22 protein-coding genes are annotated in these 11,646 nt (G+C 41.2%); 8 read left to right on the top strand and 14 right to left on the bottom strand.

The features are described from left to right. Nucleotides 1–485: transposase (locus tag A9587_RS21665; protein WP_172955462.1), on the top strand; the 485-nt coding region annotated here is incomplete at its 5' end. A 340-nt stretch (nucleotides 486–825) separates the two neighbouring features. Here A9587_RS21665 and A9587_RS21655 read toward each other — a convergent pair. From A9587_RS21655 to A9587_RS21615, 9 genes are all read right to left on the bottom strand, one after another. Then, complete coding sequence (locus A9587_RS21655) at nucleotides 826–1,098, bottom strand: hypothetical protein (RefSeq protein ID WP_000160399.1); 273 nt, start codon at nucleotides 1,096–1,098, stop codon at nucleotides 826–828. 12 nt (nucleotides 1,099–1,110) lie between these two features. Further along, a complete protein-coding gene (locus A9587_RS24695) occupies nucleotides 1,111–1,308 on the bottom strand; it encodes a hypothetical protein (protein ID WP_001675595.1) in 198 nt (65 codons plus the stop codon). Between the two features lie 21 nt (nucleotides 1,309–1,329). Beyond that, nucleotides 1,330–1,509 (bottom strand): hypothetical protein, encoded by a 180-nt coding sequence (locus A9587_RS21645; protein ID WP_000439078.1) that lies wholly within the window; start codon nucleotides 1,507–1,509, stop codon nucleotides 1,330–1,332. Nucleotides 1,510–1,551: 42 nt separating this feature from the next. Then, nucleotides 1,552–1,881 carry a hypothetical protein gene (locus tag A9587_RS21640; protein ID WP_000866646.1) on the bottom strand — a complete coding sequence of 110 codons (330 nt, stop codon included), beginning with the start codon at nucleotides 1,879–1,881 and terminating at the stop codon, nucleotides 1,552–1,554. Nucleotides 1,882–1,973: 92 nt separating this feature from the next. Further along, entirely contained in the window at nucleotides 1,974–2,189 is a 216-nt protein-coding gene (locus A9587_RS21635; protein ID WP_001180116.1) for a hypothetical protein, read from the bottom strand. Beyond that, nucleotides 2,179–2,424 (bottom strand): hypothetical protein, encoded by a 246-nt coding sequence (locus A9587_RS21630; protein WP_000356546.1) that lies wholly within the window; start codon nucleotides 2,422–2,424, stop codon nucleotides 2,179–2,181. The genes A9587_RS21635 and A9587_RS21630 overlap by 11 nt, the downstream gene beginning before the upstream one ends. A gap of 44 nt (nucleotides 2,425–2,468) precedes the next feature. Continuing rightward, nucleotides 2,469–2,792 carry a hypothetical protein gene (locus A9587_RS21625; RefSeq protein ID WP_016247742.1) on the bottom strand — a complete coding sequence of 108 codons (324 nt, stop codon included), beginning with the start codon at nucleotides 2,790–2,792 and terminating at the stop codon, nucleotides 2,469–2,471. Nucleotides 2,793–2,937: 145 nt separating this feature from the next. Next, nucleotides 2,938–3,219 carry a type II toxin-antitoxin system RelE family toxin gene (locus tag A9587_RS21620; protein WP_000220560.1) on the bottom strand — a complete coding sequence of 94 codons (282 nt, stop codon included), beginning with the start codon at nucleotides 3,217–3,219 and terminating at the stop codon, nucleotides 2,938–2,940. Beyond that, nucleotides 3,209–3,460 carry a type II toxin-antitoxin system Phd/YefM family antitoxin gene (locus A9587_RS21615; RefSeq protein WP_000121743.1) on the bottom strand — a complete coding sequence of 84 codons (252 nt, stop codon included), beginning with the start codon at nucleotides 3,458–3,460 and terminating at the stop codon, nucleotides 3,209–3,211. The genes A9587_RS21620 and A9587_RS21615 overlap by 11 nt, the downstream gene beginning before the upstream one ends. A 91-nt stretch (nucleotides 3,461–3,551) precedes the next feature. Between A9587_RS21615 and A9587_RS25500 the strand changes: the two genes are divergently transcribed. The 4 genes from A9587_RS25500 (at nucleotide 3,552) to ddp1 (ending at nucleotide 6,556) form a co-directional block, all read left to right on the top strand. Next, complete coding sequence (locus tag A9587_RS25500; RefSeq protein WP_016247743.1) at nucleotides 3,552–3,683, top strand: hypothetical protein; 132 nt, start codon at nucleotides 3,552–3,554, stop codon at nucleotides 3,681–3,683. Nucleotides 3,684–4,692: 1,009 nt separating this feature from the next. After that, nucleotides 4,693–5,529 carry a replication initiation protein gene (locus A9587_RS21605; RefSeq protein ID WP_001050931.1) on the top strand — a complete coding sequence of 279 codons (837 nt, stop codon included), beginning with the start codon at nucleotides 4,693–4,695 and terminating at the stop codon, nucleotides 5,527–5,529. A gap of 39 nt (nucleotides 5,530–5,568) precedes the next feature. Next, a complete protein-coding gene (locus A9587_RS21600; protein ID WP_016247723.1) occupies nucleotides 5,569–6,012 on the top strand; it encodes a hypothetical protein in 444 nt (147 codons plus the stop codon). 118 nt (nucleotides 6,013–6,130) lie between these two features. Next, on the top strand, nucleotides 6,131–6,556 hold the full coding sequence (gene ddp1 / locus A9587_RS21595) for a DNA distortion polypeptide 3 (RefSeq protein ID WP_000202954.1): 426 nt from the start codon (nucleotides 6,131–6,133) through the stop codon (nucleotides 6,554–6,556). Here the strand turns inward: ddp1 and A9587_RS21590 are convergent. From A9587_RS21590 to A9587_RS21580, 3 genes are all read right to left on the bottom strand, one after another. Continuing rightward, nucleotides 6,553–7,530, bottom strand: a complete 978-nt coding sequence (locus tag A9587_RS21590) for a DUF6685 family protein (RefSeq protein WP_001269910.1) — start codon at nucleotides 7,528–7,530, stop codon at nucleotides 6,553–6,555. The genes ddp1 and A9587_RS21590 overlap by 4 nt on opposite strands. Before the next feature lie 24 nt (nucleotides 7,531–7,554). Further along, nucleotides 7,555–7,836 carry a hypothetical protein gene (locus A9587_RS21585; RefSeq protein WP_001185482.1) on the bottom strand — a complete coding sequence of 94 codons (282 nt, stop codon included), beginning with the start codon at nucleotides 7,834–7,836 and terminating at the stop codon, nucleotides 7,555–7,557. 97 nt (nucleotides 7,837–7,933) lie between these two features. Then, nucleotides 7,934–8,596, bottom strand: coding sequence for a nucleotide-binding protein (locus A9587_RS21580; protein ID WP_105263903.1), 663 nt, complete (start codon nucleotides 8,594–8,596; stop codon nucleotides 7,934–7,936). Nucleotides 8,597–8,976: 380 nt separating this feature from the next. Here A9587_RS21580 and A9587_RS21575 point away from each other — a divergent pair, with 380 nt between their 5' ends. Next, nucleotides 8,977–9,621: a recombinase family protein gene (locus A9587_RS21575; RefSeq protein ID WP_000203200.1), complete on the top strand. Its 645-nt coding sequence runs from the start codon at nucleotides 8,977–8,979 to the stop codon at nucleotides 9,619–9,621. Nucleotides 9,622–9,736: 115 nt separating this feature from the next. Here the strand turns inward: A9587_RS21575 and A9587_RS21570 are convergent, their stop codons facing one another. Next, nucleotides 9,737–9,916 carry a hypothetical protein gene (locus A9587_RS21570; protein WP_000347021.1) on the bottom strand — a complete coding sequence of 60 codons (180 nt, stop codon included), beginning with the start codon at nucleotides 9,914–9,916 and terminating at the stop codon, nucleotides 9,737–9,739. Between the two features lie 66 nt (nucleotides 9,917–9,982). Then, a complete protein-coding gene (dqlB, locus tag A9587_RS25495) occupies nucleotides 9,983–10,078 on the bottom strand; it encodes a DinQ-like type I toxin DqlB (protein WP_000609149.1) in 96 nt (31 codons plus the stop codon). Between the two features lie 321 nt (nucleotides 10,079–10,399). Here dqlB and A9587_RS24795 point away from each other — a divergent pair, with 321 nt between their 5' ends. Further along, complete coding sequence (locus A9587_RS24795) at nucleotides 10,400–10,636, top strand: hypothetical protein (protein WP_000887751.1); 237 nt, start codon at nucleotides 10,400–10,402, stop codon at nucleotides 10,634–10,636. A 169-nt stretch (nucleotides 10,637–10,805) separates the two neighbouring features. After that, nucleotides 10,806–11,597 carry a HEPN domain-containing protein gene (locus tag A9587_RS21560; RefSeq protein WP_016247725.1) on the top strand — a complete coding sequence of 264 codons (792 nt, stop codon included), beginning with the start codon at nucleotides 10,806–10,808 and terminating at the stop codon, nucleotides 11,595–11,597. The last annotated feature ends 49 nt before the right edge of the window (nucleotides 11,598–11,646 follow it).

Genomic DNA, 11,646 nt, shown 5'->3' with positions numbered 1-11,646 from the left:
ACGTATCCCGGGTGATGGATAACGCCACACATGTGGCGGTGTACTTCGGCTCTTACCTGAAAAAGCCACAGGTGCCGATGAGTCGTCTGGAGCATTATGCCGGTCAGGATGAAATCGGTCTGCGTTATAACAGCCACCGCACACGGCGGGAAGAGTACCTTGTGATGAGCGGTGATGAGTTTATGGAAAGGTTCTCGTGGCATGTGGCAGATAAGGGGTTCCGTATGGTGAGGTACTACGGGTTCCTGAGTCCGGTGAAGCGGCGCTTACTGGAAGAGGTGGTATACACCATAACGGAGACAGTGAGAAAAACGGCAAGGCAAATAACATGGAGGGGGATGTATCAGCGGTTACTGAAGGTTGACCCGCTGAAATGCGTGCTGTGCGGAAGTCAGATGCGTTTTACGGGGCTGAAGCGGGGATACCGTCTGGCAGAGCTGGTTATGATGCATGAGCCACTGGCCAGGATGCGGTGGTGCGGCTGAGAGCCGCATCGGGGAAGTTGCATCCATTGTCCGGGAAATGGAGCAAAAAACCATCACTGATACCCGGTATCAATCAATGCAGTCCATTTAATTGACGGCGGTGCACTCATGGCACGCAGGCAGTGTTGAATAAACATCCGTTTTTGGGTGTTTTTTTAATCTTTTTAGGGTTTAAATTCCTATCGATGAACATACGTACGTCTGCGACCGGAAACCCGATCAATGCGGTAAGGACAGTGCCGTCAGGTTCGCTCCGCGAACGGTCTGGCAGGAAGCGCAAGCGCAGTCCCGCGCAATATATCAGAAAGCACCTCCCGAAATACGGGAGGGCTTCGGCTATTCAGCTAAGGTTGCTCTGTTCAGGTTGCTGAGTGTAGCCTTCCATGCCCTGACGGGCATCAAAAAGCCAGCGCCGGAAGTTACTCATTCTTTCAAGGTTAGCTTTGCTTGGTTTTTTGCCACGATTACCACTTAATATCCGCCAGACTCGTATTCCTGCTTTATTAGTCCAGTGCAGAACAATTTCTCCTTTGCTGTTAAAAGCAAGAGAAAAGCGTACAGCGCCTTGCCGCAATTCTCCACTGACAAAGGACACAAAATCATGTTTTGTCATAAAGCCTCCGGTTTATTTATCTGTTCTCTTTTGTGTCTTTTTTTCCAGTGCTTTTCTGAGTAATGCCATATACTCAGGAAAGACATGGAATGGCATCAAAGGGAAAACCGGACGCCCACCCTTTTCAACGTCATTTATTGCTGATAATATGCGTTCCGACATTTTATTCCTCGCAATAGAATCAGGTGTCACGGTATCAGGTTGCCCCACAACCTGATACCATCTTTATCTTTACTTTATTAACTTCTCAATTGCTTCTTTTTTTGCTTTCTCCTGTTCTGATGGTGGGTATGCAAGGTCATACCAGTTATCAATACAATGAATAACTCTTTCTTTAGATAATCCACATTGCTCAAACCAAAATTTTATATTTCGGTTTAATGATGCTTTTGCGCTAAACTCTCTTTCCATTTTCAGACCTTTACTAAAAGGGGGAATATCCCCCCTGATTAATTAGTAGTAAGAAGAAAATCGATGTTTTTCTTCCGGTAGAGTTTTATACGCAGTTTCAAAATCTTCGATTTTGATTGCCAGCTCATCACCAAAATCTTTTATCTGACGCTTAAAACATTCACCAGTAAAATCATTTAAAACGGGAGTTTTAAAGCCGACCATTGAATCGGTATATTCTGAATTGGCGCGAATCTCGCGAACGGTGACGGTTTTTTTACCGTGAACAGAAAGAACCTGGTAGAAGGTTACATTGGTTTGCTCATAGCCCCATGATGATACAAAGATATCACCAACAGAGATAGTATCATTTTTAAAAGTTAATACTTTCATTTTTAGCTCCCGCCCAGCTTGGGCTCTGGATGAAAGAGAACCTGTTTCCCTTTCCTGTGTTTTATTATACCTGCATTTGCAGGTATGGCAAGTTATTTTTTTACCAGCCTGTAAGACGGATGCATATTTGCTAATAACAATAAATACTGATATTCACCAATAGATAAAGAACGACTGGCCTTACCTGCACTTTCTTTCATCTGCCAGGAATTCAGTTGATAACCAAAAATATCAGCAGCTTCTTTAAGAGTAAGACCTGCCGCAACCCGCGCATTCTTTACTTCTTCAGGTGTAGGTTTATTCTGCATTTTCATCCCCTTTTGTCAGACAATCACACAAAACCCCATTATCCAGAAGCATCAATGATGCCAGGTTGAGTTTTTCGTCCATTATCAATTTTCTTACTGTTTTCCTGCTTTTAGTTTTATCAATCGTCTTAACATATTTTAAGACGTGAAAAACCGTATCCCCATCTTCATCCATCGTTCTGATTACATAGGAGTAATTACCTCTGTTTTTCTTAATTATCTTATCTTTATCCATATTATTCCTCATAACTAAAAAAGGGGCTTAATGCCCCTTTTTATCTATAACACGGTATGTAACCCTGTTTCCTGTGTAAATAAACGCGCTAACTGATCACAATAGATATTATCGAATCTTGAAATATCTTTAACTTCAGCACCACGTACACGAGAAAAATTCACCTGGTACGTATCAGTAAAATCCAGTTTAATTTTTACTAAGTTGATGCCTTTCATTGCAAAATTTGACGGCAAACGGAAAGTTAACCCACACTCACCGTTTTCATCAAAGTAAGAAAAACTTTTAGCACCAGTCATAACAATAAAACGATTACCACCAAGTTGACGTAAAATCTCTGTGGCTACAGATTTAGCGTAGTTTTGCATTTTTAACCTCCCGCCCACTTTGGGCTCTGGATGAAAGAGAACCTGTTTCCCTTTCTTGTGTTTTATTATACCTGCATTTGCAGGTATTGCAAATTTTTAATGCTCTCGCTCTGACTGTAAACAGTCAATCATTTGATGATTAATCTTAGCGCAAATCTGCGATCTGATAGACTTCGCTGCTTTCCCTTCTTCCAACGGCAATAACGAGTAAAACGACTTTCTCATCAATGACTTGGTATACAAGTCTGTAGCCAGATGCACGAAGTTTGATTTTATAGCGATCAGCATGACCATGTAACCGGGCTGCGGGTACGCGTGGATTTTCCAGCCGTTCTGCCAGTTTCTTTTTGAATTGTTCACGGATGGTGTGGCCGAGTTTCTGCCATTCCTTCAGTGCTCTACGGTCAAAAGCCAGTTCATAGGTCATCCAGGTTAACCTTCACAATTTCCGGGTTTTTCATGCGCTCATCAGCAACAGCGTTTAACTCAGCATCTTCAGCGAGTTCCCGATAGTAGGCGTAAAGTTTTGGTGGAACGCAATAGAACGCCGGTTCGTTTCGGTTCAGGATCGCAACAGCGTCCCCTTCACCTTCAGCTACGGTTCCCATAGGATTTTTTTTCAGGTCAGTAATACTGGCCGCTGTGGTTGTCAGAATTTGATAGCTCATAAGCCCTCCGCTTGTCTCATTGGCATAATAGCATCTTTAAAAGCACTCTTAAAAGTGCTTATGTTGAGAAAAACATCAGAACAGGTGAGATATGGCTCTTTCCGACATCGCCTTAAAACGCTCTGTAACGCGTTCTGAGCGTTTTTCCCGTTTCGTTGTAGTCAGCTACGGTTTAACGGTTTTTAACGCCGCTCAACGCTTTTTAGCGGCCTTGTTGCTGTGATCTGTTGCCATGATCCGGATAGGAGTTCAATCTTGATCAAAATTTCCTCAAGGCAACGACTGTTTTGTAAATACCCTCTAAAACGCGCTGTATCGCATTCTGAGCGATTTTTTCGATTTCGCATGGTTTCACCATGGTTGTATCGAACGAAGCGGCAGAAAGCGATTCAGGGCTTCTCAGTGAAAGATCCAAAAAGGATCAATCAACGGATCGTATGAGCTGAACTCTTCTGGTTTTGAGAAAGGAGACACCGCTCGCCGCAGCCGAACGACCGAGCGTAGCGAGTTAGTGAGCGAGGAAGCGGAATAGCACAGGGATTACATTAGGCACTTACGCACAGTGGTTAAAAAATGAGCATATTGTTTTTATGTGTGGTTGTCTTGGTTCAGAGTGATCTGTCCTCCGGGTTTACGCAAAGTTATCCACAGGCGCTGTGAATTTTTTGTTTTGAGCAGAGTTATCCACAGATTTTTTGTGTTTTTTTGCTTATTAAACTTCTTGTTTTTAAGATCTTAAATGTAGATCGGTAGATCTACTTTAAGATCTTTAACTTACTTTAACTTATTCTGCAAACATTGTGCCAGCTTTTTTATCAATAATTTCATTAAGATAGGTGTTGTTTTTTGTCGCCTCAAAATGAAAGGTGGATGGGTACGCACTGAAAGGTGGATAGGTACGCACTGTAATTTTCATGAAAGGTGGATGGCTGCGCACTGAAAGGTGGATGGGTACGCACTGAAAGGTGGATGGGTACGCATTTTTCTGTTTTTATTCAGATATTCGTATCTTTGTATCTTCATTTCTTTAGTTCTTTATAGTGCTCTAATTTAACGTATGACGTTAAAAGGTGGATACCTGCGCATTTCTATCATATTGAATATAAATGATAAAAATTCTTTCATGTGATCCGTGTTTTGGTGGAAAAACATAAGGTGGATAAACCACTTTACATATTTCCGCCTTTGTGGTTATGATTTCACCATCAGAACTTAAAAACCACAGGTAATGTATGAACTTACTGAGCGTTACAAAGAAAACAAAAATTCGCCACAGAAATGAAATTAACAGCACATTCTCATCGTTGCCTTTGTCTGCCAGAAGAATTTTGTTTATGGCTATGGCGCAGATTGATTCACGTGAAGAGTTATCTGAGGGGGCAACCTTTCGTATTACGGCTCGGGAATATGCATTTATCGCTGATATTGATGTAACAGGTGCTTACCGGCAGTTGAAAGAGGGGGCAGAAGAACTTCAGGCCAGTGTTATTCGCATTCCTCGAAATCAACTTCTCACACCTCAGGGCAATCAAAGCTCTGGACATACGAAGAAGAGAGGTAAATTACCTTCTGATGCAGTCAGGCTTATGAACCTGACTGCGTTTTGTGATTATGTTGAAAGTGAAGGATATATTGATATTGCTTTTTCACATGTCATTGAGCCATATATCACGATGTTAAAGGATTCTTACACTACTCAGGTTTTGATATCGTCTGTAAGACTCGCTGATCAAAATTCAAATATGCTTTATCAGTTTATCAGGAAACAATACAGCAGTGGTAAAAAGACATTTTTCGACATTGAAGTAGATGTATTAAAGGATGAACTTGAATTATTCAGAATAGATAATGGCGAAAAAGTTTACCTTTATCAGAATTTTAAGGATTTTAATAAGGTTTTTCTGCAAAAAAATATTGAAAAAATAAATCAATATACAGAGATTAATCATCTCGAAGTTAAAATCGTTGAGAGAGTCGCAAGAAGAGCATCAAAGCTAAGGTTTTCTTATAAAATAGATAAAGAAAGTGAGGGCTTAGATATCAGAATACCATACGGTTTCAGAGGATAATTGCATAAACTTCGTTTTGAGATCGAAATGAGGTAGCTCATGGCTAAAATCTATCAATTCCCTCAGGGGGAAGAACGTGCTAAATTCAGGAAAGAAATTGCCAGAGAACGTAAAAAACGATTGCGAGAAAAGAACGGTAACCCGGTTATCCGGCACGCTAAATGGTTCTGGTTTTATCTACGTCTTGCAACGGCTGGCGCACTGCATTTAGTCTCTGTTATTACTCTGGCAGTCCTGGGAGCTTTCAGTAAAGCTATTTTCTGGATCGGTGGCCTGTTCTGTGTTGTTACTTGGTTCCACCTTGAGCGCCAGTTCTGGACGCCGCAAAATTTCACGATTCCAGTAATCGTAACGCTGTGGGGATTAAGTTTGTTTGCTACTCCCCTGATAGAGCTGCTTAACAAAAAAATGCCGTGGTATCGCCTCCTGGTTCCTGATGCAAAGCACACTAGCACTGAGGCAACCAATAATGATCAGCTGTGAAGCAGCAATGTTAGTCAGTCGGCTTGCAGTGCTTCTTTCAGCCTTTTATCATCGGTTTATCATAGCACACGAGTTGAGTTCTTTTCACTGCGATGCAGGATAGGGCAAACGCCGCAAAATGACGTCTCTGACGCCATTCCGCAACGTTTGCCCGGTGACCTACAGTCGGTTCTTGTCGGAGAATTTTATGGAATATCAGGTGAGAGAGTTTATTAACGAAAAATATACTAAGGCTGTTAATATTTTAAAGGATAACCTTAAAGAAAACTACCATGTTTTTTATGGTGTGAGATTAAGTGAGATTCTTTTTCCAGCCAGTGAGTATGGCACTGATGCTTTCTTTAAAGAGTTTGAATTAATTAACAGTGTAATACTTCCATTGGTAATCTTTGATTTAACACAACGCAAGCCAATGATGATTATCAGCTTCGATAAGATACTTGATGCCAGTTTGTTGGAAGGAACAAATATTGTGGTTCTTGAATGTATTACCCTCGCTGATCTTCTGACAAATGATAACATTGATTTTTTATATAAAAGCTAAGAGTCTCCTTTCAGTTTAAATTTTCTGCTTGGGTCGCCAAGTGTTATTGAGTCTACTTCATGTGAGTAATGAAGTGTATGATAATGTGCTGGATTTTTCAGATAATCAGGGAGTGATATTATTTTTCCGCAGCTAATTGCAGAATGAAACCAGTTGCGGAATGTCTCGCTATTTGTTTTTAATGCATCTTTTGGAATAAATACTAATTTTATGTTGGAAACGTAATTAACAGGTTTAAGTATGGTATGTCTGTTTTGTCCAAAGTCTTTTAAAGCATCTGTAAACTCGTATTCAGATGTATAAATTCTAGTTTCTTTATTAAGGGTTTTGATCTGGAATATGAATGAATAGTAATTCTTATCAAGTATTTCAACAGTGCCTGGGTCTATACTCAGTTGTTTAATAACAGCTTCTCTTTTATACTCTAACCCGTCTCTGACTGATTGATATACAACCATTGCTGCATGATGTGAACCACCACTGTTTGAAGCTACATATCGGTCAAACCAAGAATAATACTTAACATTAATAGGGTTGCGTGGGGGGAAACCTTCATGCTCAATGTGCCATATATTATCTTTCCAGTCTAAAATATTTTCAGCTTTCAGATTTTCGGCAGGATACATCCCCTCTCCCCAAGAATAAAGATCTTTGAACCAACTACCATTTATTACCTTGCTCCATCCACAACCGAAACTTTTCGAGTCAGTCAGAGATTGTATTTTGTTAAAATCGAAGTCCAGAGAGTGTTTCTTATCTGTAGTTATTAAGTTGCTCAGAATTTCAGCCAGATCCTTGTCAATATATCTCAGTGAGTATTCGCTAAATATATTTTCAAGCTGCAATATGGTGTCTGCATCTGCTGTAGGTTTAAATAACTTAATATCAGCAAGATTTTTAAACGTTGCTGTGGTCAGTTTATGGTGATCTGTCAACCTGTAGAGGTCACAGATCAATTCGGTTAAATATCTCATAGATTTTCATCCATGCTTCTATGGTTAGAATTTTGCAGACTCAAGCAACCAGTGATTCTTTATGTTTTCATCCTGGCTGTTGTACATCGCCAGCGCCGCTTTGAGAACGGTTGTTTTGCTCTGCCCTGTTCTGATAGCTTCAGCTTCCAGTATGTCCTCAAAATGGGCTGAAAGTCTGAAGTTCATCAACTTTGGTTTACCCACTACAGGCGCTCTGGTAGCGCCGGAGATAAAACGCGCGGTTTCTGCGTTTGTTGCTGGTTGCTGAGATTCATCGATGTTCGGACGGTTTAGTTTTAAAGCCATGACAATTTCCCCTTGTACGGTATGCATTAATAGTAAATATCATACTATCTTTATATTATCTTTACAATGTAAAGGTTTATAGATGGTATTGATATTACTATAAAATTCCAATTTCCTGCGCCACTAGTTCAATCTGTGCTTTCGCTGTTGAAAGGCTTGATGCCCGGCTAACGTCATGTACCCCTGCCCCTTCATTACAGGCGCTTTCATACACATCCAGCTCGGATATCCGGGTTTTAAGAGGTTGAATCCAGATGTTGTCCGAACGCAGTAATTTATCCAGATCAATGGCCGCTTTTTTGTGGCGGGGTTTCGCTGAGTTGATTCTGGTGAACAGCACCCACGGTTCCAGGGCTGCGTTAGCTTTCTGAGCGGTGCGGATTTTCTCTGTAACACTGGTCAGAGTTTCGCTTTCGAAATCAGAGGACGGCTTAACCAGTGTTACCACGATATCTGATACTGTCAGGGCGCTACGGAACTCCTGGCTGTCGTGGCCGGGGCAATCGACAATGAGGACTTCACACAGCTTACTAAGTCGCTTAATTTCATTGCTGACGTTTCCGTAAGCTGCGTGAACCGGGATAGTGAGTAAGCCGTTATCTGTCCGCTTTTCGTTCCAGCTCAACAGATCGTGGTTTTTATCTGTCTTGAGGATAATTACCGACTTACCTTTATTGACCAGCATTGAGCCTGTGTTAGCCACGTAGGTGCTTTTGCCTACACCACCCTTATCTGATACGACAAGCAAGATTTTACCCATTTCAGAATTCCTCTCTTTATGACGTAAAGATTATGTAAAGACTGTATTATCTTTACATTGTGTGTTGTTCGTAAAGATTATTTTGTCTTTACAGTGTCTTTATATTACAAATGATTTACCATGTAAAGCACAAATAAAGATAAGCTTGTATTTATGTTATCTTTATTGTGTAAAGATTTGTGTGTATTTATAGTGGCTTTACGTGGTAAAGCTGAGACCGTCTTTACATCATCTTTATGTTGTAAATTTCTGTGTGACATTGTCACTTTATGGTCGGAGGTCTGTTTTCTGGTTCTTTTTGAGTGTGCCTTTCCTGTCGATCCACTTTCTGGTTCATTTTGGGTATAGTGGTATGACCTTATGCGAACTGGTTCTCTAATATGACTTCAAATGCACCAACAAACTTTGTCCGCGCTTATCTGAGAGCTTCAACAGCAGAACAGGATGCTTCGCGTGCCCTGGAAACTATCGAGGCTTTTGCCAGGGAAAGAGGCCTGATCATTTGCAGCTATTATATTGAGAATGAATCCGGCTCCCGTCTTGACCGCCCGGAACTCTTCCGTCTTCTGAGAGATTGCCAGCAAAATGACATTTTGCTTATCGAGGATGTGGACAGACTTTCCCGACTGTCAGGGGAAGACTGGAATACGCTGAAGAAAATGATCCGTCAGAAAGATATTCGAGTTATGGCCGTGAATGTGCCGACGACCTGGATTAATTCTGGTATGAGTGAGTTTGACAGCCGGTTGTTTGCAGCCATTAACGATATGCTGCTGGATATGCTGGCCGCTGTTGCCAGAAGGGACTATGAACAACGGCGGGAACGCCAGAAACAGGGGATAGAGAAAGCAAGGAAAGACGGCAAATATAAAGGGCGTAAACCTAATCAAGCCAGACATGATGCAATTATCAGGTTGATAGAAAGTGGCAGCTCCTGGACACAGGTACAGAAGGTGCTAGGGTGCAGCCGCGGCACAATCAGTAGTGCAATAAAACGTAAATCCCGGCAATCCTCCGGTGAGTAGGGTAGGGTGAGCTCAATAAACTGGCTGACGTTATTTATTAGGGAGGTGCTGAGGTGGATATTTTTAAAAAGCAAATTGAATGTTGTAACTAATGAATATCAAAATAAAAGGCCGCTTACGCGACCTCAGCCTTTTGCGGTTTTGGCTTGGTGATATACCACGATAGACAACCGACAATAAAACTCATGAACATTCCAGTAAAACGATCATCGATGCCTGGAAACAGGCAACCGACAAACATCGCAACAGGGAAAGGAAGAAGTAAACAGCGCCCCAAAATGCTCATAAAATCCATAAATCCTCCTTTGTTAAAGGGCAGGAAGCGGTGCACTTCCTGCCCTTAGTTACGTTTCCGCAGTCATCAATCGATGAACTGACGGATCAGTTCCAGAACTGCAATCAGCGCGTTTGCAACGGCGACCACAGCCCTGAGAACGATGATTAACAGGTTAATCATCCGTTTCTCCAGGTTGATACTGGAGGAAGTCGCCGTTGCTTGCTCATACATCGCCTGTCACAACGGCTCTCTCACATTGTTGGATGTAGAGTACCTTCCCCCTGCCAGAGCACTGAACACAGCACCACCTGTTTGTTCAGCCAGGACTTTAATTCGTTCATACCCAGATAGCGCAGGGTTTAGAAGCAAGGGAGGCACACTGTACAGCGCCAACACAAAGATTATACAGATGCACGCATAAAATTCATTTAAAGAAATGGCCATTGACAGACAATCTGAAGTCAAACTAGACAACTGGTGTCTAGTGCCATAATATTGTGGATGTTGGATGTAGAGTATCTTCCTCCAGTCAGAGCCACCAACTCAGGACTGGAAAACACGAAAAAGCCCGATTACCAGTCGGGTTTTTTTGTGCCTGTCGTTCGACTGTTCTTCCGTTTTTTCCCTTCATTTGGGGGATTTTCTTTCAGTTTTTTTGTTAAGTCCAATGCTGCCGGTCGCGTTGGCCAACAGATCAATGCCGTTATCGGCGTTTCCATTAATCCTTTTTTTCAGTAAGTTGCAGCACAAAAGATGATTAAAAAGCTATCAGTTTTTTTGATGGATACAGTAGCGGCGGTACGCTGCGTGAAATCTGATAAAAAAGCAGGGGGAACGGAGAAGATTTTTCACGTAGTCTCCGATAAAGTGACTATTGATATTTAGCAATGAACATAAGGAGGGTATTGTGGGAGCTACAAAAGATTGGGTTATGCAAGTCGAGGAAAGTCGCCGTGAGGAATGGATACGAGAACGGCTTTCCAGCCCAGATCTTGAGGAGGATTCTGAAGAATGGCAGTTACTTGAAAAGGACTATGACGAGTATCAGGACTTTCTTTCTGATATGGCTATGGAAGAATATGAAAACGAAAAATGGTTAAAACAGCATCCACATACAGAAATTTATAAAATAGCAATAAACCTTTTAGAACAAATAAAAGAAGAGGGAAAACAATCTACAAGTGAAGTTTTCATAAAAATGAAAATCGCATACATTGTGACAATAATGGAAAACTGTCTTAGCGAAATGATTAAAAGCGTTGTATTGTCACATAACAGATATGTAGAAAATGCCATAAGAAACATAAATGAACTGAAAGCAAAGAATATCTCTCTGTCTGAGTTGATAAATAAAGAGTCTAATGCAAACAAATATGTACAGGAGTACCTTTCAGATATTCTTTATCATAGAATCCAACTGGTAGTTGAAATATATAAAGCAGTCCTGCAACCTAAGCTATATCCACGTTTTCCACTCAAAAATATCAATGAATTGATGAAACTGAGGCATGACATAGTTCATCGTAACGGGAAAACGAAAACAACGGATGAAAAGATACATACATTCAATACAGCTACGCTCAATGATGCGTTTAAAGTTGTAGAGGAGTTTCTTAATAACATGATGAATTTGATCAGTGATGCTGTTGAGCATCATGAGAATGAGCAGATAGCCAGAGATCTTGAAGACGAGTTTTGAGTAGTATTTTTACTATTCTGAAGGATTCTCAGAAACAAATGGAGCAGTA

Source organism: Escherichia sp. MOD1-EC6162 (genome assembly GCF_002965125.1).
Taxonomy (GTDB): domain Bacteria; phylum Pseudomonadota; class Gammaproteobacteria; order Enterobacterales; family Enterobacteriaceae; genus Escherichia; species Escherichia marmotae.
Note: the sequence above shows the minus strand (reverse complement) of the source record. Positions and strands in the feature narration are given on the sequence as shown.